The 21,555-nt window shown below is 70.3% G+C and carries 20 protein-coding genes and 2 pseudogenes; 14 read left to right on the top strand and 8 right to left on the bottom strand.

The genetic code is table 11. The features are described from left to right. Nucleotides 1–7: 7 nt before the first annotated feature. Complete coding sequence (galK, locus tag AB0F82_RS33910) at nt 8–1,141, top strand: galactokinase (RefSeq protein ID WP_362634616.1); 1,134 nt, start codon at nt 8–10, stop codon at nt 1,139–1,141. A gap of 259 nt (nt 1,142–1,400) precedes the next feature. On the opposite strand, the gene AB0F82_RS33905 is transcribed toward galK, so the two are convergent. Continuing rightward, the gene (locus AB0F82_RS33905) at nt 1,401–2,633 is read right to left on the bottom strand and encodes a molybdopterin molybdotransferase MoeA (protein ID WP_362634613.1); all 1,233 of its coding nucleotides are present in this window, start codon (nt 2,631–2,633) and stop codon (nt 1,401–1,403) included. A 243-nt stretch (nt 2,634–2,876) separates the two neighbouring features. Then, entirely contained in the window at nt 2,877–4,208 is a 1,332-nt protein-coding gene (locus AB0F82_RS33900) for an MFS transporter (RefSeq protein ID WP_362634610.1), read from the bottom strand. A 99-nt stretch (nt 4,209–4,307) separates the two neighbouring features. Between AB0F82_RS33900 and AB0F82_RS33895 the strand changes: the two are divergent. Then, nucleotides 4,308–5,204 (top strand): annotated as a pseudogene (locus tag AB0F82_RS33895) (DUF5937 family protein); the annotation flags it as partial. 444 nt (nt 5,205–5,648) lie between these two features. Continuing rightward, complete coding sequence (locus AB0F82_RS33890) at nt 5,649–5,885, top strand: hypothetical protein (protein ID WP_362634608.1); 237 nt, start codon at nt 5,649–5,651, stop codon at nt 5,883–5,885. A 23-nt stretch (nt 5,886–5,908) separates the two neighbouring features. Here AB0F82_RS33890 and AB0F82_RS33885 read toward each other — a convergent pair whose 3' ends face one another. Next, nucleotides 5,909–6,505, bottom strand: coding sequence for a TetR/AcrR family transcriptional regulator (locus AB0F82_RS33885; RefSeq protein ID WP_362634605.1), 597 nt, complete (start codon nt 6,503–6,505; stop codon nt 5,909–5,911). A 158-nt stretch (nt 6,506–6,663) separates the two neighbouring features. Between AB0F82_RS33885 and AB0F82_RS33880 the strand changes: the two genes are divergently transcribed. Continuing rightward, a complete protein-coding gene (locus AB0F82_RS33880; protein ID WP_362634602.1) occupies nt 6,664–6,990 on the top strand; it encodes an antibiotic biosynthesis monooxygenase family protein in 327 nt (108 codons plus the stop codon). Nucleotides 6,991–7,126: 136 nt separating this feature from the next. On the opposite strand, the gene AB0F82_RS33875 is transcribed toward AB0F82_RS33880, so the two are convergent. Beyond that, nucleotides 7,127–7,249 (bottom strand): zinc-binding dehydrogenase, encoded by a 123-nt coding sequence (locus AB0F82_RS33875; protein ID WP_436842237.1) that lies wholly within the window; start codon nt 7,247–7,249, stop codon nt 7,127–7,129. 53 nt (nt 7,250–7,302) lie between these two features. On the opposite strand from AB0F82_RS33875, the gene AB0F82_RS33870 reads away from it, so the two are divergent. After that, the gene (locus AB0F82_RS33870; protein WP_362634600.1) at nt 7,303–8,241 is read left to right on the top strand and encodes a tyrosine-type recombinase/integrase; all 939 of its coding nucleotides are present in this window, start codon (nt 7,303–7,305) and stop codon (nt 8,239–8,241) included. Between the two features lie 36 nt (nt 8,242–8,277). On the opposite strand, the gene AB0F82_RS33865 is transcribed toward AB0F82_RS33870, so the two are convergent. Then, on the bottom strand, nt 8,278–9,270 hold the full coding sequence (locus AB0F82_RS33865; protein ID WP_362634599.1) for a GlxA family transcriptional regulator: 993 nt from the start codon (nt 9,268–9,270) through the stop codon (nt 8,278–8,280). Nucleotides 9,271–9,322: 52 nt separating this feature from the next. Between AB0F82_RS33865 and AB0F82_RS33860 the strand changes: the two genes are divergently transcribed. Then, nucleotides 9,323–9,718, top strand: coding sequence for a cupin domain-containing protein (locus tag AB0F82_RS33860; protein WP_362634596.1), 396 nt, complete (start codon nt 9,323–9,325; stop codon nt 9,716–9,718). A 93-nt stretch (nt 9,719–9,811) separates the two neighbouring features. Here the strand turns inward: AB0F82_RS33860 and AB0F82_RS33855 are convergent, their stop codons facing one another. Continuing rightward, nucleotides 9,812–12,865: a Tn3 family transposase gene (locus AB0F82_RS33855; RefSeq protein WP_362634593.1), complete on the bottom strand. Its 3,054-nt coding sequence runs from the start codon at nt 12,863–12,865 to the stop codon at nt 9,812–9,814. Between the two features lie 278 nt (nt 12,866–13,143). Here AB0F82_RS33855 and AB0F82_RS33850 point away from each other — a divergent pair, with 278 nt between their 5' ends. The 5 genes and pseudogenes from AB0F82_RS33850 to AB0F82_RS33830 all read left to right on the top strand — a co-directional run bounded on the left by AB0F82_RS33850 (nt 13,144) and on the right by AB0F82_RS33830 (nt 15,981). Beyond that, a complete protein-coding gene (locus AB0F82_RS33850) occupies nt 13,144–13,857 on the top strand; it encodes a hypothetical protein (protein ID WP_362634592.1) in 714 nt (237 codons plus the stop codon). A 76-nt stretch (nt 13,858–13,933) separates the two neighbouring features. Then, a complete protein-coding gene (locus tag AB0F82_RS33845; protein ID WP_362634590.1) occupies nt 13,934–14,365 on the top strand; it encodes a hypothetical protein in 432 nt (143 codons plus the stop codon). 29 nt (nt 14,366–14,394) lie between these two features. Then, nucleotides 14,395–14,757: pseudogene (locus AB0F82_RS33840) on the top strand (IS1380 family transposase); the annotation flags it as partial. Between the two features lie 367 nt (nt 14,758–15,124). Next, nucleotides 15,125–15,649, top strand: coding sequence for a hypothetical protein (locus AB0F82_RS33835; protein ID WP_362634589.1), 525 nt, complete (start codon nt 15,125–15,127; stop codon nt 15,647–15,649). Continuing rightward, nucleotides 15,646–15,981, top strand: a complete 336-nt coding sequence (locus tag AB0F82_RS33830; RefSeq protein ID WP_362634587.1) for a hypothetical protein — start codon at nt 15,646–15,648, stop codon at nt 15,979–15,981. Before AB0F82_RS33835 ends, AB0F82_RS33830 begins: the two co-directional genes overlap by 4 nt. A 399-nt stretch (nt 15,982–16,380) precedes the next feature. Here AB0F82_RS33830 and AB0F82_RS33825 read toward each other — a convergent pair whose 3' ends face one another. Then, complete coding sequence (locus AB0F82_RS33825; RefSeq protein ID WP_362634585.1) at nt 16,381–17,241, bottom strand: hypothetical protein; 861 nt, start codon at nt 17,239–17,241, stop codon at nt 16,381–16,383. Between the two features lie 599 nt (nt 17,242–17,840). Between AB0F82_RS33825 and AB0F82_RS33820 the strand changes: the two genes are divergently transcribed. The 3 genes from AB0F82_RS33820 (at nt 17,841) to AB0F82_RS33810 (ending at nt 20,765) form a co-directional block, all read left to right on the top strand. Further along, nucleotides 17,841–18,935, top strand: a complete 1,095-nt coding sequence (locus AB0F82_RS33820) for a hypothetical protein (RefSeq protein ID WP_362634583.1) — start codon at nt 17,841–17,843, stop codon at nt 18,933–18,935. Between the two features lie 398 nt (nt 18,936–19,333). Continuing rightward, entirely contained in the window at nt 19,334–19,678 is a 345-nt protein-coding gene (locus tag AB0F82_RS33815) for a hypothetical protein (RefSeq protein WP_362634581.1), read from the top strand. A gap of 865 nt (nt 19,679–20,543) precedes the next feature. Beyond that, complete coding sequence (locus AB0F82_RS33810; protein WP_362634580.1) at nt 20,544–20,765, top strand: hypothetical protein; 222 nt, start codon at nt 20,544–20,546, stop codon at nt 20,763–20,765. Nucleotides 20,766–20,891: 126 nt separating this feature from the next. On the opposite strand, the gene AB0F82_RS33805 is transcribed toward AB0F82_RS33810, so the two are convergent. Then, nucleotides 20,892–21,074 (bottom strand): hypothetical protein, encoded by a 183-nt coding sequence (locus tag AB0F82_RS33805; protein WP_362634577.1) that lies wholly within the window; start codon nt 21,072–21,074, stop codon nt 20,892–20,894. Nucleotides 21,075–21,555: the final 481 nt, after the last annotated feature.

The raw sequence follows: 21,555 nt of genomic DNA, 5'->3' as shown, positions 1-21,555 counted from the left end.
AGCCGCCGTGCGCCGGGAGTTCGAACGGCTCCACGGCCACGCCCCCGACGGTATCTGGGCCGCGCCGGGCCGGGTCAACCTGATCGGCGAGCACACCGACTACAACGACGGCTTCGCCCTCCCGATGGCGTTGCCGCAGACCACCGTGCTGGCGGCCGGCCGCCGCGAGGACGGGCTGCTGCGCCTGCACAGCGCACAGGGCGACGGCCGGATCACCGAGCTCGCGGTGGCGGACCTCGCCCCCGGCTCGGTCTCCGGCTGGGCGCGCTACCCGGCCGGGGTGGTCTGGGCGCTGCGGGAGCGGGGCCTGCCCGTCGGCGGCGCCGACGTGCACGTGGACAGCACCGTGCCGACGGGCGCCGGCCTGTCCTCCTCCGCGGCCCTGGAGTGCGCGGTCGCCGTCGCGTACGACGAGCTGTACGCGCTGCGGCTGTCGCGGCCGGAACTGGCGCGCGCGGCGCAGCTCGCCGAGAACGCCTTCGCCGGGGTGCCCTGCGGGGTGATGGACCAGATGGCCTCGGTCTGCTGCACCGAGGGCAGCGCCCTGCACCTCGACAGCCGCAGCCTCGACGTCCGGCAGGTCCCCTTCGACCTCACCGGGCACGGGCTGCGCCTTCTGGTGCTCGACACCCGGGTCGCGCACGACCTCGCCGACGGGGCGTACGCGGCGCGGCGCGCGGGGTGCGAGCGGGCGGCGGGGCTGCTGGGGCTGACCGCCCTGCGGGACCTCTCCGAGGCGGAGCTGGCCGGCGCCCTCGCGGAGCTGCCCAACGGCCTCGCGCCGCTGGTCCGGCACGTGGTCACGGAGAACGCCCGGGTCGCCCGGGCCGTCGAAGGGCTTGCGGCGGGTGAACCGCAGTCGCTGGGGCCGCTGTTGACGGCCGGTCACGCCTCCCTCCGGGACGACTACCGGGTCTCGTGCCCGGAGACCGACCTCGCGGTGGAGGCCGCCGTCGCCGCCGGCGCCCTGGGCGCGCGGATGACCGGCGGCGGCTTCGGCGGTTCCGTGATCGCGCTGGTCCCGGCCGCGGCGGCCGCGTCCGTGGCCCGGGCCGTGGCGGACGCCTTCGCGGCGGAGGGCTTCGGGGCGCCGGCCGTGCTGGAGGCCGTACCGTCGGCGGGGGCCCGCCGCATCGGCTGACCTGCGCGACCCGCACGCCATGGCGCTGTCGACCGGCGACGAGCCGGTGACCCGGACCGCGCGTCCTGGTCCTCAAGGCGGTCCATGGATCGGGCCGGCAGTCCGCCGGCCACGGATCCAGCCCGAAGGGGGGCCGGCTCGCCGTCCGCGGGCCGACCTCACCTTCCAATGGCCCGGGCACGACCGACAGGTGCGGCTGCGTGCGCGACCCCGTCAGGCCGACCTACGAGGGGTCGCTCGTGCTCGTACGCGTGACCCCTCAAGGGGTGATCAGCAGGGGTGCGGGGGTGCCGTCCGTCCAGTCCGGGGGGATCGCGGCGAGCGCGTCCGCGACGGCGGCGGCCCGGAGGAAGGCCGCCCCGTGGCCTGCGGCGATCCGGGCGCCGGCGCCGTCCCAGGTGACGGGTACCAGGCGGGTCAGTCCGGGGGCGGGACGCAGCGACCCGGTCACCGGCACGCGTGGCAGCGGGTCGAGGGCCCGGCCGCAGAGTCCGGCGAGCAGCGGGCCGAGCAGGGTGCGGGCGGCGACGAGGGCCGCGTACGGGTTCCCGGGCAGCCCCACCACCCAGCCTCCGGCAGGCAGTTCGGCGAGCAGCATCGGGTGGCCGGGGCGGCAGGCGACCGTGTCGACGACCAGCCGGGCCCCGGCCTCGGCCAGCAGCCGGCGCAGCTGGTCGGTGGCACCCACGGAGGTGGAGCCCGTGACCACCACGACCTCGGCGTCCCGCGTGCCATGCACGGCCTCGGCCAGTGACCCCGCCGGCCGGTCGTGGACGTGCCGTACCTCGCGGCACTCGCCGCCCAGTGCGACGACCAGGGCGGGCAGGGCCGGCCCGAGGGCGTCGCGCACCCGCCCCGGGCCGGGCGGGCCGGCGTGGTCCAGTTCGTCCCCGGTGACCAGGACGCGGACCCGGGGCGCGGGCCGTACCGGCAGGGTGTCGTGGCCGCAGGACGCGGCGAGTCCGAGCAGCGCCGGGCCGATCGGGGTGCCCGCCGGGGCGAGCGGGCGGCCGGCCGGGGCGTCCTCACCGGCGCGCCGGATGTGCCGGCCCGGCGGCGGCAGCGGTCCGGACACCAGGCCGTCGTCGCCGGCCAGGGCCGCCTCCACCGGCAGCACGGCGCACGCTCCCGCCGGGACCTGCGCGCCGGTGGAGATCCCCACGCACTCCCCCGCGGCGAGCGCTCCCGGCCAGACCGTGCCCGCCCGGACGGCTCCGCGGACCCGCCAGGGACCGGTGCCCGCAACGGCGTACCCGTCCATGGCGGCCGTGTCGAACGCCGGCAGCGGATGCGGGGTGCGCAGGGCGTCGGCCAGCGTGAGCCCGCCGGCGTCCGCGAGCGGCACCGTACGGGCGGCGGACGGCCGCGGCGCCGCGTGGGCCCGCATCCGGGCCTCTGCCCAGGGCAGTTCCCCGGGCCACGGCGGTCCGGCGGGTGCCGGGGCCGGTGCGGGCGCGGGTGCGGGCGGGGCGGTGGCGGTCGCGGGAGGCATGGGGACGACTGTCGCCGCGCGGCGTTTCGGGGCGTCACCGCGAGGGTTGCCGCGCCGCACCGAACCGCTCACGGCCCGCCGCACCCGCGTGTGAGCCGCCCGCCCCGGTCACGAGGTCGGCATCTTCTCGGCGGGCCTCCTCGACCACCTGCCGGACCGTACGCCGCCCTGCGCGAGCGGGCGCCGCGCCGAGCACCTCGTCCTTCCTGGAACTCCTCCACGCGGGCTCCCCGCTCTCCGGCCTCACCCCGGAGGAACAGCACGTCCTGCACGGCCTGCCGGAACCGCGCCGTCACCTCCGGCTGAGGCGCGCCCCGGGTCCTTCCCGGCCCCTTCCTCCTCGCCGCCGGGCGCATCGGCCCCTTCCTTCCCTGCCGGCCGGTCCTGCTCTGCGGCGACGGCGGAGGCGGAGAGCAGCGTCGCACCGGCGAGCCCGCCCCAGAGGGCGCCCGGGCCGTGGGGTGCGAGTGCGGTGATGACCGCCGGCGAGACGGCGAGGCCGAAGCCCGTGGAGAGCTCGAAGCGGGCGAGGGTGCGCCCGAGGGCGTGCGCCGGGGCGAGGGCGGTGACCAGCGCCGTGGCGCTGCCGGCGTAGATGATCTCGCCGATGGTGCAGACGACGGACACCGCGGCGACGGCCGGGGCGGCCCAGCCGGATCCCGCAGAGGTGGCCCCGAGGAAGCCGAGGTAGGACGCGGCGAGCACGACGCCGGCGACGGCCAGCACCGTCCGCCGGGGGAAGCGGGACGTCAGGACGGTGACCGGGACCTGGAGGGTGACCACGAGCACCGTGTTGGCCACGAAGACGGCCGCCGACCACACCGGGGAGGCGTGCAACTGCGTCACCAGCACCAGAGGGAGCGCGATTTCGGGGACGTTGAGGCAGAAGACGTAGACCACGTTGGCGGCCAGGAGCGCGGGCATCCGGGGCGCGGGCCCTGTCGCGGTGCCGTCCTCGGCCGGGGCGGCGGCCGGGCGCGCCCGCAGGTGGACCGACCACGCCAGGGCCGCCGCCGTGAGGTAGGCGATCCCGGTCGCGACCGCCATCGCCCGCAGTGCGGTGGTGCCGCCCGCCAGGCAGGCGGTGGCGAGGAGCGCGCCGACACCGAGGCCCGCGTTGCGCAGCGCGCGGCCGGCCGCGAGGGCGGTGTCGCGTTCCCGGCCGTGGGCGACAGTGGCCACGAGGGCCGCGTGGGCGGCGGGCCACGCCTGGTTGCCGACGCCGAGGACGAGCGCGGCCGCCGCGAACAGCCAGACGTGTCCGGCGGGGGTGGCCAGCAGCAGCGCCACGCCCAGGGCCCGTACCAGCATCGAGGCGGCCACGGCCGTGCTGCGTGCGCCCCGGTCCAGCCAGCGGCCCACCGCGGGCATGCACACCAGGCCGACGACGATGCCGGCCGTCATGGCGATGCCGGTGGCCGGCGCGGACAGCCGCAGCACCATCACCCCGTAGAGCAGCAGGAAGGGCCGCAGCAGGCCGGTGCCGAGCGCGTCCACGGCCAGGGCGACGGCATAGCGGGGGCCTCCGGAGGCGCGGACGAGGGCGCGCGGCCGGATCTTGGTGGTGGTTTCCATGGCGTCAAGGTGCGTGCGACGGCCGGACCGGGCACGTGGGTTGACGGACATCGTCAACCCGGTGTCGCCGCAGGCCCTGCGGTCGGGAATGCTGAGCGGGTGACGTTGAGGATGGACATCGGCGGGCTGCCGTCCGGACGACTGCGGTTCGCCGCCTCCCCGCTGGCCGAACTGACCGCGATGCTGCACGTGCTGGCGGAGCCGGGGCACCATCCGCAGTTCGCCGACTGGGCCGGGGAAGTCTGGGCCGGGATGCGGCCGGAGCTGGCCGAGCGCCTGCGGGAGGCCGATTTCCTCTGGCGTTCCTCGCAGGCCGACTTCCTGCTCCCGGCCCGGCCCCGGCCCACCCTCGCGGAGGAGTTGGACGAGGTGGACCGGATCGACGACGAGCCCTACGTGACCGCGGCGCTCGTCACCACCTGCGGCAGCAGCCGGGTCCGGTTCGGGGCGCCGTCGCCGCTGACCGACGCGACCGCGCGGGAGCGCGCCCTGGATCTGGCGCAGGCCCGCGGCGTGCGGCAGGAGGCCTTCGCGGATCGGCTGCTGGCGGACCCGGCCGCCGTACGGGCCCGCGTGCGCGACACCCTCGAACAGTGCGCCGAGGCCTTCTTCGACACCGCCTGGGCGGACGTCGCCGTACGCCTCGCCACCGACCTGCGCGTGAAGAACGACCTGCTGAGGCGCGAGGGCGTGGGAACGGCCCTCGCATCCGTGTCCGGCGCGGTGTCCCTGGCACCGGACGGTGACTGCATCGTCGTGGACAAGCTCCTGGACAAGGCGACTGCCGCCCACGGCACCGGAGTCACCTTCATACCCAGCGTCTTCGGCAGCCCCCACCTGGCGGTGGTGCACGCGCCCGGGTGGCAGCCGGTGGTGCAGTACCCGGTGGCCGAGCCGAGCCCGTCGGAGCCGGTGTCCCTGGAAACGGTCACCCTCCGGCTGGAGGCGCTCTCGCATCCCGTACGACTGCGGCTGCTGCGCACCCTGGCCCGAGGCCACCGTTGCTGTGTGTGTGCATCCTTCGTCCGTGGCCTCGACCAGGTCCGGCCGCTCGCCGTTCGCCCGGTGGACGACCCGCACCAGGTTCTTCTGCCAGAGAGAGACCTACGCCCCGTAGAGCGCGAACTGCTCGTCTGCCCAGGCGACGCGGACCGGGTCGTCCTCCGGGGCGTGCACCTCGGGCGGGACAGCCTGGGTGAGTGCGGGGAAGGACGTGGACATCGCGGTCGGGGCGGTCTTCTGCACTCAGACGAGGAATAGGCGTGTAGCCCGTTTGGTATTGCCTGTCGGGCGTTGGCCGGTGGGGTGGGCGAGTGTGGTGGGGTCACCCGTTTCGTGCTGTGTGTCAGGGAAGGATCCACCTATGCCGTTTACCGAGGTTGTCACCTTCCGGCTGAGGGACGGGGTGCGGACTGAAGATTTCCTGGCTGCGGCATTCGGATGGACCGGGAGTTCCAGCCGACTCAGCCCGGCTATCTGCCGGGCAGTCGTCGTACGCTCCGCTCGCCTGACGGCACGTGGATGATCTCGGTGGACTGGGAGACGGTGCAGGATTCGGAGAACTCCCAGGCCGCGTTCGCTGACGCGGGGGAAATCACCGAGGCGTACCTGGGCGCCATGGACCCTGACAGTGCCCGGATTGAAACGTGGGAGCTCTTCATCCCTCCGGCGCAGTAGGCCGCAGGGTATAAAGCGCCTGGTCAGGTCCGGTGCTCCTTGCGTTGCGGGCCGACGGGTGCGCTGCTGGAGGTGAACGTGGCGGCGAGATCTTCGATGAACTGGTCGGTTACGGGTTCGCGGGAGATGAAGCGCCGGAAGAGTACGGGTCCGCACAGGCGGGCGTACTCGTCGGCGTCCACGCTCACCCCGAACGGTGCCAGGAGTTGGTTGAGGGCGTCGCGGCGGTTGGTGACCAGGCGGTTCAATGCCTGGTCGCTTTGGGGGTCGTGGTCGGCCTGGGCGGCGAGCATCATCAGTGCGCTCGCGTTCGCCTGGGCCTCCATGCCGGCGCGCAGGCTGCGCAGGAAGGCGGCGACGATCTGCTGCGGGGTGCCGGAACCGTCGGGGTACTCGGTGGGCGGGCCCTCAAGGAGCAGGTCCATGAACAGGCGCTCGCGGCTGGGCCAGTGCCGGTAGAGGGTCTGGCGCGTGACGCGCGCCCGGGCGGCCAGTTCGGTGTAAGTGACCGCGTCGGGGCCTCGGGTGGTGAGCAGTTCGCGGGCGTGGCCGAGCACGTGGGCCCGGGTCCGCTCGATGCGGGGGTCGGTTCTGGCGGCAGCGCCGACTTCGTCAGTCATGAGTGAATCATACAAGCCCATCGCTATCATACGACTCGTTCCATAACTACGGGTGTTCGCTACGGGTCTCCCGCCTCCGGTATCTCGAGCTGGGTCCCTCCGGTGCATCACCCCCGCCGATGCGCCATGCGCGCTCCCGCGAACCGAAGGAAACCCCAATGATCACGATCGACAAAGACGCCGACACGCTCACGGTCATGATCGTGTTCACTCTCGAGGCCTCCGATCAGCCGGCCCTGCTGGAAGCCATCCGCACGTTCGTCCAGGACGTGGTGCGCCACCAGCCGGGCTTCGTCTCCTCCACCGTGCACGTCAGCGATGACGGCACACGCATCATCAACTACGCCCAGTGGGAGAACCGAGACGCCCTCGAAGCCTTCCGGGCAAACCCCGAGGCCATGAACCGGCGCGGTGACATCATGCGCTTCGACCAGGAGAGCCACACCTACCGGATCGCCTTCCAGTCAGAGCGCCTCGCTCCCTGAGGCGGCGCGGCCGTTTGCCGGCAGCCCGCCCCCGGGACGAGCCGCGGGAGGCTGCCGCCCCTCACGGGATACGCGGTACAACGATGGGCCGCACAGAGCAGTCTCTGTGCGGCCCCGCCGCCGGCCGGATCCCGCCTCAGGGGAGAAGAACGATCTTCCCGCGGTTTCGGCGGGTGTCGATGTCGGCGTGCGCCCGGGCCGCTTCGGCAAGCGGGTAGGTACGCCAGATCGGGACAGTGAGCTTGCCGGCGGCGGCCAGCTCGGCCAGTTCCGGCAGCGCTTCGGGAGCACGGTCGGAGGGGTCCGAAGGCGTTGACCGTCCGCGCGGCGGCCGACGCCTTCCTCGACTCGCTCCGCAACCCGAACACGGTCCGCAGCTACGCGACCGGCGTCGGCAAGACCGCCGAGCGGATCGGGGAGGCCCGCCCGCTCGGGTCGGTCGCGGACGACGAGATCGGCGAGGCCCTGGAAATGCTGTGGGGCACCGCAGCGGTCAACACCTGGAACGCCCGCCGGGCGGCGGTGCTGTCGTGGCTGGGCTGGTGCGCGGAGTACGGCTACGACGGCCCGGCGGTCCCGGCCTGGACAAAGCGGCTGGCGGTGCCCGACTCCGAGACCCCGGCCCGCTCGAAGATGGCCGTGGACCGGCTCATCGCCCGGCGCGAGGTCCACCTGCGGGAGAAGACGCTGTGGCGGATGCTCTACGAGACCGCCGCCCGCGCGGAGGAGATCCTCGGCATGAACATCGAAGACCTGGACCTCGCCGCACGCCGCTGCCCGGTCAGGGCCAAGGGCGCCCGGAGCAAGGCCCGCCGCCGGGGCCAGGCACGCGAGGACTTCGTGCTGGAGACCGTCTACTGGGACGCCGGTACCGCCCGGCTCCTGCCCCGCCTGCTGCGCGGCCGGACCCGCGGCCCGGTGTTCGTCACCCACCGCCGCCCCGGCCCGGGGAAGGTCGTCAGCCCTCGCGACGTGTGCCCTGACACCGGCCTGGCGCGGCTGTCGTACGGGCAGGCCCGCACCCTCCTCGACGAGCACACCGCCGTGCGCGGGCCGGGAACCGGCTGGGACCTGCACGAGTACCGCCATTCCGCCCTCACCCACCTCGGCGAGCAAGGCGCCTCCCTGCTGATGCTGATGGCGAAGTCGCGGCACAAGAAGCCGGAGAACGTCCGTCGCTACTTCAAGCCCTCCCCCGAGGCGATCTCGGAGCTGACCAGCCTTCTCGCCCCCGGCGACAGCAGACGATGAAGCACACGTGGTTCGTCGCACGGGGGATACCTGCCGTCAGTTCGCCTCCGGCCCGAACCGGCGCTTGTATGCCGACGGTGTGATGCCGGTCGCGCGGCGCATCAGCGTGCGCAGATTGGCAGCGGTGCCAAGCCCGCTGCGTCGCGCGACCACCTCGAACCGGGACTCACCTCGCTCGATCAACCGGCACGCCAGAGCAAGCCGTTCCCCCGTCAGCCACGCCAGCGGCGTCGTGCCCAGTTGCGCCTGGAAGCGGCGATGCAGAGTCGCCGGACTGACCGCCGCACGCGCCGCAAGGCCAGACACAGTGAGCGGTGAGTCCAACCGTTCCTGAGCCCAGGCCAGGACAGGCGCCAAGGACTCGTCCGGCAGGTCGGGCATGGGACGCTCCACGAACTGCCGCTGCCCACCGTCCCGGTGCGCCGCGAAGACCAGCCGCCGGCTCACAGAGTTGGCGACCTCCGCGCCGTAGTCGCGGCGGACCACATGCAGCCCAAGATCGAGCGCAGCTGCACTCCCTGCCGCGGTGAGGATGTCACCGTCATCCACGAACAGCACGTCTGCTTCGAGCTGGACAGAGGGGAAGCGGGCCCGGAAGGAATCCGCCCACTGCCAGTGCGCGGTGGCCCGGCGCCCGTCGAGGACTCCGGCCTCGGCCAGTGTGAAGGCGCCGCTGCAGAAGCCGATCAGGCGTGCACCGCGTGCGCGTGCTCGGCGGACGGCATCGAGCACGGCGGGACGGCGGGGCACTTCGATGTCCGGGCGGTTGGGGACGATCAAGGTGTCCGCCGCCTCGGCCGCTTCCAGGTCGGCGACTCCCGTGAGCGTGAAGAATCCGTCTCGCATCAGGGTGCGGGGCTCGGGGGAACAGAGCCTGAAGTCGTAGAGATCACGGCCGATCTCCGGTCTGCGCAGACCGAAGACCTCGGTCGCGCAGCCGAGCTCGAAGGGGTTCGAGTTCTCGTCCACGATCACGACGACCCGGTGTACGCCCGCCGCGTGAGCTGCGTGCGAGGATTCTTTCGCCATGTGCAATTCCTAGCACTCACGGCGGCCATGCGAAACGGCTCAGGATGAGCTCATGAGCAGCGAACCCATCCCCCTCAGCCAGGCTCTGGCCTCATTCGATGCCTTGTGGAGCCCCCGCATCGTCACGCGCGTCAACAACTATGACGTCCGCATCGCCAAGGTCGAGGGCGAACACATCTGGCACGTCCACGACGACACCGACGAGTTCTTCCTGGTACTCGACGGCGAGCTGCACATCTCCCTGCGCGAGCCCGACGGGGAGCGCACAGTCCTGCTCCCGCAGGGGGCGGTCTTCACCGTTCCCCGAGGCACAGAGCACAAGCCGTGCGCCCCGTCCGGCGCCGCAATCCTCATGTTCGAGCCCACCGGGACACCGACTGTGGGCGATCGCCACGACGAGATCCCAGAGCACGTCGACTCAACGACCGGACACGCACTCAGCACCTGACCCGACATGCCTCGGACACGCCACTGCCCATGGCGTCAGCCTGTCACCGGGGCGGTTACGTTCACCGACTGCCCGGCGAGAGCGGCGCGGGACTCAATCCTCGGCGGTGTCCGGATCACGCAGGGGGCGCATTCCGCCAGGCAGGTCGGGGAGCTGGAAGGAGTACCGGCCCAGCACGTTGATGTGGTGGCGCACGAACGGGGAGAGCCGGGCGACGTCCTCGTCGCGCACCTCGAATCCGTCGCTGCGGAGCTGGTTGAGCGCGGCGTCCATGTAGCGGGTGTTGAACAGCACGAGCGCGTTGAGGACCAGGCCCAGCGCGCCGATCTGGTCCTCCATGCCGTCCTGGTAGCGCTGGTAGAGCTGCCCCGAGCGGCCGTGGAAGATCTTCCGGGCCAGCGCGTGGCGGCCTTCCTGGAGGTTGGCCTGCACCTTGATCTGCCTGCGGTAGCCGGGCTCGTCGGCCAGGCGCAGGATGTGCAGGGTCTTCGCGATCCGCCCGTAGTGGGCGATCGCGTCGCCCAGCGGCGGGGGGCGTCCGTCGCGGGAGAGCATCCGGATGACGTCGTAGGCGCGGACGGCTCCCGTGTGGATGGAGCCGATGATCCGCAGGATGTCCTCCCAGTGCCGCTCGATGCGGGCGAGGTCGATCCGGCCGCGGGCCGCGTCATGGAAGGCGCCGTAGTCGGCCGTACGATCGACGCGCCACATCTTCTGATCGGGCAGGTCCGCGAGCTGCGGTGCGTAGGCGAACCCAGCCAGGGTGAGCAGGCCGAAGACGATGTCGCTGTAGCTCGCGGTGTCGGTGACGATCATCTCCGGGCGTTTGCCGCCGTCGCGGTCGTAGAGGACGTCGAGCACATACAGGGAGTCGCGCGGGGTGCCGGCCACGACCTTCCCCCCGAGCCCGGCGGCCTGGTCGTTGATCATGTTGAGCCAGGTCGCGCCGCCCCTGCGCCCGAAGTACTTCGGGTTCGGCCGCGCGTACACCGACGGCACGGGGACGACGAACCGCATCCCGTCCACCGAGGCGACCAGGCTCCCGCCCCACGTCTGGGCGAGCGGGATGGACGCCTGGTGCTCAATGAGGGTCGCGTTCGCGGCCCGGTACGTTGCCAGCCGCAGGTACGTCTGGTCGACGTGGGACAGCCGCCCGTACTTCAGCGGGTCCGCGCCGCCCATGACCGGGGTGTAGCCGACGTTGCAGCCGTGGGCGACCAGCAGCGCGGCGATCGTGACGTTCAGGTCCTTCAGGCGGGCCTCGCCGCCGGTGACCGAGGTGAACGCCTGGTCGGCGCCGGTCCAGGAGAACACCTCCAGCAGCACCTCGGGCAGGTCCACCCTCGGCAGCATCGCGTTCACCGCGGCCCGCAGCTCCAGCAGGGAGGCCGGTTCGGGCTCCGGCTCCAAGGCGGCGAAGTGCAGGCGGCCGTCGTCGTCGAAGACGATCTGCGCGTTGTCCGGGACCCGGGCGGCGACCTCCCGGTAGGTGCCGTCCAGCAGCGCGGCCCGCGCTGCCAGGTGCCCGCCCGCCTCCCCGGGCAGGTTCAGCGAGGCCAGCACGGTCGGCCGCGCCTGCTGCCACGCCTGCCCGGCCAGCAGCTTCGCCCGCGGGTCACCCCACTTCGAGGAGTTCTTCGCGAAGACCTGCTTGCTGCGAAGCATCCGGTGCAGGTGCTCCAGCACGCAGAACGTGTACGCCTTCCAGTCCACGGTGCCCGGCTCCAGGTGCGGTGCCGCCAGGACCAGGCGTCGCCAGGAGCCGGTGAGTAGACCAGCGTCGATCTCGGCCGGGCCGACCTTCTTGCGGCCCATCAGCTCCGGCAGTGACAGCAACGCGCCCAGTACGGCCTCACCCTCCGGGGTGGCGTCGAAGTCCACCACGGTGACCAGCAGCTTCAAGAACGGGCGGACGGTGCCGAACCGGTTGATTAGCATGGCCCGCCATGCCTCGTCGGCATCCGAGTCCAGCGGCGGGGTCAGCTCGAACAGCGCGGCGATCGCCGCGGCCAGCTCGTGCCGGGGCACCACCTGCTCGATGGCCGCCCACATCCCTTCCAGGCTCTCCACCTTCGGCGGGGCGATCTCCCCGGTGTCGGTGTCGACCTGCTCGCTTGTGGTGTCGAACACGACCTGGAACGCGGTCGCCAGCTTCGCCGACGCCCGCTCCACGCGCGGCAGGGTCTTCAGCTTCTCCTTCGCGCTCTCGCGCTCCGCCCTGGCCAGCAGCTTCGTCGCGATCAGCACCTCCAGCAGGTCCAGCGCGTCGTCCACCGCCCGCGATGTGAGGTACACGGTGGTGGCCAGCAGCGTCGCCAGGCGGCGAGCGTCGGAGTGCCGGCGCAGCAGCGACGCCTTGCCGTCCACCCCGTACCGGGACAGCTCCGCCAGCCGCCGCGGCGGTATCCGCGACACATCAACGGCGCCCATCCCGAACGCGGCGATCTCCTCCGCCCGCTCCAGCGCCCGCTTCATCTGCGGACCCGACACCCGCACCGGCCCGCGCCTCAGCCGGTCCAGCTCCGAGACCCGCTCCCCGGGCGGCACCGTCAGCAAAGAGTCCAGCACCGCCCGCTGCCCGGTGCTCAGCATCCCGTACAGGCTGTCCCACAGCCGCTGGTTCGCTGCCTCCCGCACCGAGGCCACCAGCCTCGTCAGCGTCGTCACCCCCGGCAGCAGCACCCGCCGCTCCCGCAGCCACCCGGCCGCCGCGTCGAACAACGCCTTCGGCCCCTCGCCCGTCGTCCAGGCCCGCGCGTCCGCCCACTCCCGCAGCTCGCCCTCCGCCTCGGCGAACTCCCGGTACTCCAGGACCCTCCGCAGCTCGCGCACGTGCTCCAGCCGGGTGTTCTCCCGCTCGCCGTACTCCTTCAGCACCGACGGATCGCCGATGCCGAGCTGCTCGGCGAGGTACTCCACGACCTCCGGCGGCACGTCCGCCGGATCGTCCAGGAACCCCCCGAGATACCGCGCGGTCGTGAGCTGGGCCGCGAACCCCAGGCGGTTGTGGGCCCGCCTCTTGGGCTCGATCAGCTCCCGGTCCGCGTCGTCCAGGAAGAAGAACCGCTCCAACTCCGTACGGGACGGCGCCCCGCGATACGCCGCGTACGCGGCAGCCTGCCCATCCGTCAAAAACTCGACCGGCACCCCGGACCTCCAAACAGTCGATCAACACGACTGCCGAAGGTTCATCCCTCACAGAAGCCCAGGTCAAAGCACACATCGGCGCCAGGCGGGCTTAGCGCCGGTTTTCGTTCCGATGTTCCTCGACCCCCGAGAACGCCGCCGAACACCCCGGTCTGCCGGGCGACGCCCAAGACGTGTTCTTCGCCGATGCGGACCTGAGCACCGAGACCGGCCATCCGGCATCCAAGATCAGTTGTAGGGTGACGAGTTCAAGACATCTGACCAGAATTCCAGGAGACGTGTTGAAGACCCGAAAGATCGCCATACCCTTCGCCGCCGCGCTGCTCGTGCTCGCCGGAGCCCAGGTCGCCAGTGCCGACACCGTCGACCCCGCCGCAGAGCAGGCCAAGGAGCAGGCCGACCGGGCCGGCACCAAGAAGACCGGTGACATCTTCGCCACGTACAAGGGCAAGAAGATCAACCTGACCAAGGACGGCTGGGGCACCGCCAAAAACTGCGCCGAATACCCCGACCTCACCGTCAAGTGCTTCGACACCGAAGACGAGGAGAAGGCCGCCACCAACTCCTACAAGAAGACCAAGAAGGGGACCAAGCACGCGATCCCCGAGGCGCCCGAAGGCAGATCCGACCTGACGATGAAGAAGGGCGCACCGAACAAGGCCGGCTCGATGGCCATCGCGGTCGACGGTAACGGCACCGCCTACACCCCGTTCGGTTCCACCCGCATCTGGGCCGACACCTGGTACTACGGCCGCCAGCTCACCTTCTACAGCGACGGCTCGAAGAACCTGGGAGACTACTCCTTCCGCGACCAGGCGTCGTCCACCTGCAACAACGACGAGACCGGCGGCATGTCGCTCTACGACTGGCGCACCGGGCTGCCGGACCCGCAGATCATCACCGGCCTGGGCGGATGCCTCGGAAACCTGCACAGCTACAGCTACCCCACGGGCGGGAACTGGGGCGACAAGGCCGACGAACTGACCATGTGACACCCCACTGTCACCCGAGCCCCCGCACTGACTACGGTGTGGGGGCTCTCCCATTCCTGCACCCGAGGAGCCCGCCTTGATCACACGCCGTCTGCTGCTGACCGCATCTCTCCTCGCGCTGGCCGGATGCTCACTGGAGACCCAGCCGAAGACAGACCTCGCCGTACCCGACCGTCTCACACCCCAGCCCCACGGGTTCTACCTTCAGGACGAGGCCAGGGACGGCGAACTCTTCAAGACATGGGCAGCCTCCGAAAACAACCCGGACTGGTCCGTCGTGAGCCACGTGAAGGCGGTGCAGCGCGTGGTGGAGGGAGACGCGGTGTACGCCTACATCCACACCGACCTGAACCCGAAGAAGGATGACCCCGACATGCAGACCCAGGCGATCGGAGAGGCGTATACACAGTGGCCTCAGCGTGCCACGGACGCGGTCCGGATCGGTGTCTTCGACGCACAGGGCAAGCGCATGGGAAGGGCCATGATGGTGGAGCCTCAGCGAAGCTGACGACATCACCGGTATGACCGAGCCTTCCCGGCTACCCGGCCGGCACCCGCCTGATCGTGCGCCGCGAACGCCCCCACCCCGGCGCACAGCTCTCCCTCTTCGACCAGGACGAAGGTATGCGCCACCAGGTGTTCCTCACCGACACCCGCTACTCCGGCGGCGGCTCCATCCAGCATCTGGAGGTCCGCCACCGCGGACACGCCATCGTCGAGGACCACATCCGCTGCGGCAAGGACACCGGCTTCGGCCGCTTCCCTTCCCGCCACTTCCCGATCAACGCGGCCTGGCTGGAACTGTCCCTGGCCGCAATCGACCTGACCGCCGCCGAACCCAAGAAGCTCCGCTACCGGCTCCTGCACGTCGCCGCCCGTCTCACCCGCGGCGGCCGCCGCCTTCACTTTCGGCTTTGAGGTCGGGTTGTGGGCCCAGCAGCCGGGCTGGACCGTGCCGCGTTTGGCGCGGGTCCTCAGCACAGGCCAACGGTTCGGTTTCTTGATCGCGCGTGGACGGCCGGGAATAGGCGTGCACGGGCCTTCCGTCCGGCCTCGGTGAAGGAGCGGGCGAGCTTGGTGGCGGCCTCTCCGAGCTGAGACGGGATGCTGCGGCGGATGATATGGGCGCACTTCAGGTAGGAGACACGGTCGGCGTGCCAGCCGCACCCGAGGCGTCTTATTGAAAGCGGCCATGCGCTCCGGCTTCGTCCAGGACGATGTGCCGCAGGGGGTCCGCACCGAGGAACCCGATGGGCCGAGGAGGAGCATGAGCGGAGAACACTTGATCACCGACGATGAGACGCGCAGGATCGCGGAGGGCTTTCTCTCCGTGTCCCCGTGGCTCGGCGACATCGAGTGGGGACGGACCGTGCTCGGGCCCAACGCCGGGTACCTCAAGGGATGGGGACCTGACTTCCCTGAGGACGTCGAGCTCCAAGAAGGGCAGAGGTGGTCGTGGACGGTCTCATTCACTGACCCCGTCGGCGATCGCGAGGGCCTCTCGCACACGAAGGTCCTGGAGGGGCTGACGCGGATCGTGTACGGGGAGCACTCGGGTCCCGACGGCTGGACCTACCTCGTCATCCGCCAGTGGTTCACGGAGCCCTCGCAGGGTCGGCAGGCTCTCACCCTGTCGACGACCCACCAATCACTAATTTGCCAGCAGGCCCTCTACAACAAGATCGTCTTCCGCACGCCGGACGAAGAGGTCATGTTCGGCAAGAAGATGGACTTCTTCGAGGAGCAGCGTCCCCCTGCTGACCCCACCATGGGATCAGGAGCACCACGATGACTGATGGATTGTCGCCTGAGCAGAACACCTACCCTCCAGAGCTGCTCAAGGCGATTGGAGACCTCCTCGCCACCGCGCACAGGCACCAAGTCGGAGTCGCCTTCGAACCGGATGGAGAGGGATGGCGGGTCCACTACCTGATCGAGGACTGGCCAGCGGTTCAGGAGTACCAGCTGAGTGCTGGTCCCCTCTCCGATGCGTACGACCTTCAGACCGCTGCGTCGGCAGCCCTGCGGCCGTTGGTGAAGATGGGGCAGTCGGTCACGGCGTACTTCGACGAACGGCAACGCATCAAGGACGACCACGCCAAGCGGTGCGCCGTCACCGAGTAGTAGGCCCCGTGGCCGGCTACTCGGTGACGGATCAAATGGGGCCGTTCCGGTGTGGGCCGCCGAGACGACGAGCGTCTCGGCGGCCGTCCTCAGACGACGATGCTCAGGTTTCCGGGGGGGCTCGTCCCGCCTCTGGATGAAGATCTCCGGGGCGAACACGGCCACGATGCCGAGCCAGGTGCCGAGGGTGTCGACGTACTCAGGGTCAATGTCCCGCAGGACGAAGAGGCCGACGACCACCAGGAACACCCTGACCCACTTCCTACGAGGAGAAAGGGGGTGTGCCGGGGCGCCACTGGGTAAAGAGGTCATACTCTTGTTCCTATCTGCCGGTCCTGCCGGCACTCGGACCGCGTTCGCCCCACAGGTTTGGTAGCCAGGGAGGGGCGGCGCGGTTCTCTACTTCTCCGACCAGTTCTGGTCGAAGATGTCTTCGAGCCCCGTGGGGGGCAGTCCACGCTGGCGGAAGGGCGGCACCAGACGGTAGAGGGGGCGGGAGCCCCTTCCCGAACGGGCCGCGAGGGTGTCGAAGTACTCGAACCCAGCCGGTTCCAGGACCTTGTGCGCGACCAGGTTGTCGATGCCGGCCGCGACGGTCTTCTGGGCCAGGCCGTACCACCCGCTGACCCTGGCGTGAACGAGAGGGAACTTGTTCTTCCTCTGCGCGAGAGCGATCAGGAGCATCGCCTTGCCTGAGAGGGAGAGCGTGCTGTGCATGCCCTTCTCCCAGTACTCGAACGGGAGCTGGAGGTACTTCTCCCCCTTGTTCATGGGCGGCTCGTACGGTCCGCTGCCGTCCTCCATCCGCTTGGTGACGGTGGTCCTCCGCTGAGACCCCCGGGCGGTGGTGATGAGGTCGAGGTCCTTCAGGGCCTTCCACGCCCGGGAGACCGCGGAGGCTCCGGACTTTTCGTCGAAGACGCCGATGGTCCTGGCCCAGGTCGTCGACCACTCCGTCACCTCGTGACCCGGGCCACCCGTGATGGCCGCGACGAGGAGGTAGAGGTCGAGGGCCCGCTCCTGGCGGCTCGCGACGAGCGACCTGAGCGGTCCAGGTTGCGCGTCCCGTCCTTCTCCGCGCTGGAGGAAGGCCCTCCTGATGGGGACAGTTCGGTTGGTCCTCGCCGAGCGGTTCAGGATCATCTCGATGGTCCTGTCCTGACTCATGAAGCCCTCGGTGTCGGGGCTGACGACCGGCTCGTCCCGGCCCGTCTCGTCCTCCGACTCCGTTTCGGTTGCGGTGTGCTGAAGCGGCGTCATGCGTCAAAGATTTGCACATCGATGGCGGAGCGGTCCAACCTGAAACTGCTGGTCTGCTGCGCTGACTTGACGTCGAGTAGTGCAAGATAGGATCACTAAGTTGATTGCTATGTGAGACCACCGTGTAGGACGAACATTCAAGATAGCTCGTACGCGGTTTGAAGGTGCCCGACGTTCCGAAGGAGCGGTTCGGTGCACGGACTGGTGACAGTCAAAAAATCTTGGCTTTACCGGAGCCGGCAGCACCGGCGATGTCACGGTGCCCCTGGTGACTGCCGCGTACGGAAGGAAAGAGCGAAGGAAGCGTCAGCGGGCGCGGCTCGGACAGCGCGGCAGAGGTCACAGCAGGACGGCACGTATTCTCCGACGTGCTCGATCCCTGCCTGACCGACCCCCAAGTTGAGGTATCTGTGCGTGCTCCTGTGCGGCCGTTAGCGCTCGTCCTGCCCCTGGTCGTCGGCCTGCTCACCGGGTGCGGCCCGGCAGCCGACGACGCGAAGCCGAACAGCAGCGCTCCCCCCGCGGCGTCAGCCCCGTCGACGTCGGCGAAGCGGCTGACGCCTCACGACCCTCCGCAGTGGTTCGATGCTCGCGGACGCGTGCTGCTGCCGGAGGCTGCGACGAAGGGCCGGACCAACCTGGCCGGGCAGGTCCGCGGCGGTGGCGAGGACCTGCCGGTGCTCCTCCACCAGGAGCGGGCCTTCGTCGTCTCCCCCACCGGGGTGCAGGTCATCGACCTCGCCGACGGTCGCGTCGTGGGCGAGGAAACAGCCCGCGGCGCGGTCCTGCGCGAGGACGCCGACGGGTTCGTCCTGCCGCCGGTCCTGGCTGGCAGCGAAGTATTGGTTCCGTTCCTGCTGACGATGCCCGCCTCCGGCACTCACACCGCGGGCGCGATGGTCGAGCTCGTCGCGGTCAGCACGGCGCCCCCGTACAAGGCCGCCTGGCGCACGACCATCAAGCTGCCCGAGTGGGCGTCCAAGGCTTCCGGCAAGGTGAAGGTCGCGGCGGTCGGCGCGGAGGGCGGCGCGGCCGTCGTCACCGTGACGGGCAGCGACGGCGAAGCGGTGTCGTACGGGATCGACACCGTGTCCCACGCCCTGCGCTGGACACAGCCCGGGCTGGAGGCCGTCCACACCGGTACGGGCATGGCCGTGGGCCTGCTCCACGCCGAGCCCCTCACCTACATCCCGATCGGCGTCGACCTCGCCACCGGCACCGAGAAATGGCGAGGCGAGAAGACCTACGCCGCAATCATGGACGCGGCCGGGCCCGACACAGTCCGCATCGCAGGCCCGCAGGTCGACGAGGGAGGCGACCAGCTGCTGGACGTCACCAGCGGAAAGGCCCGCGCCACCATGCCGCCGGGGCTGCGCTCGTTCGGCTGCACCTACGACCGCGCGTCCACGCTGGTATGCACGCCCGGCTTCGCCGTCGTGGCGGTGGACGCGGCCACCGGCAAGCAGCTTTGGGCACTCAAGGACGGCGACGGCCAGGGCCGCACTCCTCCGACCGTGACCGCGGTGTGGCACGGCCGGGTATACGGCCGCGGAGCGGGCGGCCCTGTCGTCCTGGACGCGCGTACCGGCGCCGACATGCCCACTAAGCCGGAGGTCGCACCGCTGCTCGTGAACGAATTCGCCGGGCTCGTACTCGACGACAACCGCCTGTTCAGCTATCCGGCCGGCGGCTGAGCGGTCGCCGCCCGGCATGTGTCACCCCCGGCGGCAGGCAGGCGTTGAGCCCAGGGGCACCGCATCCTCGATCGCTGGTGTCGCGGGACTGCAGGCCAGCTCGTACCGCTTTCGATGGATCCCGGTACGCGGGCACCCCGGGAGCGGCAGCCCCCGCCCACTCGCTGAATCCGGCAGCTATGACGCCATTCAACATGTGCTCGGCAACCGGTGGGCTGGCGAGCGGGGCGGGCAGGAACGACCTCAGCGGGGCCCAGCTCTAAAAGATCTTGAAATTGCTGTACTGAAAACCGCGCGCCTACTCCATCTACGGATCAGAACGGCTGCCCCGGACCGAACCCGGGATCCCAGCAGGCCGCGTGGGGAGGCCCCGGCCTCTGGCGCCGGAGGAACGGGCGGTGCTCTCGACGGCGACCGAGCGGGCCGAACTCGGCGCCCTGGTGCTGACCGACACCGGCCGCGAGGCCCTCAAAGCGCGGCGGCGGCTGGCGCGGCGGGCCCTCCGCCGCGGCCTGCGCCGCTACTCCGGGCACTCCATGAGACGGGGAAAGGTCCGGCACGACCAGAGGCAGGGGACCCCGCGGCACGTCATCGAGAGGCAGAACCGGTATGTGCCCGGCAGCCGGGCACTGGCCCGCTACCTCGATGACCTGGTGGCCTGGCAGGAGAATCCCACCGTCCCCCTCCGCTTCCGCGAGACCATCCCACTCGCCTCTGCCACGGCCACCAGGAGCAGCACGTGAGAGACGGTCAGAACCTCTCCGCCCTCGCCTCGGCAAATGACGCCTCCATGACCGACGGGGACCGGGCGTTGGTCGCCTGGCTCCAGACGGATGCCAAGTTGCTTTCCCCGCGGCCGGGCTGGGCGTACAGCTCTCTGGCTGGATTGCTGCTCGAGGCGGCCGGACGGCGGCCGCCCTTGCTGCCCCTCGTCGCCTGGCGTGTCCCCGCCTACCGGTCCAGAGGCCGGACTCAACGCCGTGTTAAGAGTTCTAACAGTGGTCGGTATCGACGATGCGTATGGCCCAAAGGGTCTGCCCGGCTCCGCTCGTCCAGTCGTCTGGAGGGAGGCACCGGCTCCATTCGTGGCCCGCCATATATACGGCGTCATCGTTTCGGGTGTTGACCACCGTAAAATCACTCAGGGGGAACGACAGCCTCTGCCATCCATCGGTACCAGCGTAGAAACGGTAAACGATTGCAGCAGAGCCCCCACCCTCCGATTTCTCGGGGCTAGGCGTGTTATAGACACAAACCGCCGGATAGACGCACTGATATTTACTAACCGCCTGCGCTGCGGAGATGTCGGTCAGAGAGATGGCGGATGCGATTACTACCGCACTTGCTGTGTGCAGAACTTTTCTCGTCAGGCTCATTTCTCCTCCAAGGCAGCTGGGTGAAGAAACGGCGGACCGAAGTTGGCGTGTCACTTGGTTCGAGCCTCGGCTTCGCAACTAAAGGCCCTCACAGACATGATGCTCTCGGTCGGGGTGATGGGCACGTCGAACGGACCCCCACAGCCTAGGGAGCGTTCACCGGGCCGCCGCCAGCACCTCCGACTGCAGTTCGCCGCGCCCCCGGCCGATGACGTTCGCCGACTTTCTCTGCTTGGCAAAGCTGGCGCCCGCCGAGCGGGCCGCGCTCGACCAGGGGGCGACCGTACGGCGCGGCCAGGGCTACACCCTGCGCGTAACCGCCGTCCCCGCGGTGCACCACCAGCTCCTTGCCCGCTGCCAGCCGCTCGACGGCAGCCATTGCGTCCCTATGGTCCCGGCTCAGCGCAAGGCCCGCCGCGAGTACGGGAACCGGGTCAGTGCACTTACGCCCTGACCATGATCGTTCTCAGCGCCAATGGCTGTACCGATGTTCACCGAGGCGGATCTAGGACGAAAGCTCAGGGGATCGGGCGTCCGCCGTAAGGCCGGGCCTTGGATGACCCGGCCTCGACCATTGAATTCAGCTCCTGCTCTGCGCCCACAACAGGAGCAGGCTGACCGCACCGCTTCCGACGCCGTACGCCATGCCACGCACCAGGTGCTGATGGACATGCCACTCCAGCAGCCGGCGGCGAACCCGTGACAAACAGCCCTCGGGCTCGTCCTTGCCGTCGTTCTCAGACTTGCTACCGTCCTTCATCATGGGGCTCTCCCTGTTGTGGTGGGACCCCGCGCGGGGCCTCAGCCCGATGCCCGGACAGGCAATCGTCGGGCGGAGGTCGCGTTGCGGGATGGGCTGATGCCCGATGCCAAGGACACTGCCGGACACGAGTCCGGCCCACAACTCGCCCTCTGATCACTTGAGTTGGCCGCCAGCAGCCTCAACCTGAAAGCTAGATAGCAAGGTTCTCGCTCAACTCCTGAAACCGCCGGCTTCCAGGGCGCACAGGAGTGACGAAATCTTTACGCCTATTGGTGTAGTCAGGGTCACCCCCGAGATCAGCGGGGTAGTGCTCAGCATCCTCGCGGTCCCCTTCGGCTTCGTCCGGCGCCCACCCGCCCCTGCTGCCTGCTCACCCTGTGACGGCCTTAGAAGTCCTAACAAAGGCGTTGGACGTGGCGGTGGGTGATGAGGCAGGTCGCGAGACCGAGGAAGGCTTCGTGGATGTCGTCGCGCCGTTCCC

The organism is Streptomyces virginiae, assembly GCF_040638905.1.
In the GTDB taxonomy this organism is placed as follows: domain Bacteria; phylum Actinomycetota; class Actinomycetes; order Streptomycetales; family Streptomycetaceae; genus Streptomyces; species Streptomyces virginiae_B.
The sequence above is the reverse complement of the archived record's forward strand: the minus strand, read 5'-3'. Positions and strand labels throughout refer to the sequence as shown.

Bases quoted from the DNA above. Each gene is read 5' to 3' on its own strand.
- AB0F82_RS33905 (WP_362634613.1), bottom strand. From the start codon at position 2,633: ATGCCTCCCGCGACCGCCACCGCCCCGCCCGCACCCGCGCCCGCACCG.
- AB0F82_RS33805 (WP_362634577.1), bottom strand. From the start codon at position 21,074: ATGATGAAGGACGGTAGCAAGTCTGAGAACGACGGCAAGGACGAGCCC.
- AB0F82_RS33860 (WP_362634596.1), top strand. From the start codon at position 9,323: ATGAGCAGCGAACCCATCCCCCTCAGCCAGGCTCTGGCCTCATTCGAT.
- AB0F82_RS33830 (WP_362634587.1), top strand. From the start codon at position 15,646: ATGACTGATGGATTGTCGCCTGAGCAGAACACCTACCCTCCAGAGCTG.
- AB0F82_RS33900 (WP_362634610.1), bottom strand. From the start codon at position 4,208: ATGGAAACCACCACCAAGATCCGGCCGCGCGCCCTCGTCCGCGCCTCC.
- AB0F82_RS33880 (WP_362634602.1), top strand. From the start codon at position 6,664: ATGATCACGATCGACAAAGACGCCGACACGCTCACGGTCATGATCGTG.
- AB0F82_RS33865 (WP_362634599.1), bottom strand. From the start codon at position 9,270: ATGGCGAAAGAATCCTCGCACGCAGCTCACGCGGCGGGCGTACACCGG.
- AB0F82_RS33885 (WP_362634605.1), bottom strand. From the start codon at position 6,505: ATGACTGACGAAGTCGGCGCTGCCGCCAGAACCGACCCCCGCATCGAG.
- AB0F82_RS33890 (WP_362634608.1), top strand. From the start codon at position 5,649: ATGGACCGGGAGTTCCAGCCGACTCAGCCCGGCTATCTGCCGGGCAGT.
- AB0F82_RS33835 (WP_362634589.1), top strand. From the start codon at position 15,125: ATGAGCGGAGAACACTTGATCACCGACGATGAGACGCGCAGGATCGCG.
- AB0F82_RS33825 (WP_362634585.1), bottom strand. From the start codon at position 17,241: ATGACGCCGCTTCAGCACACCGCAACCGAAACGGAGTCGGAGGACGAG.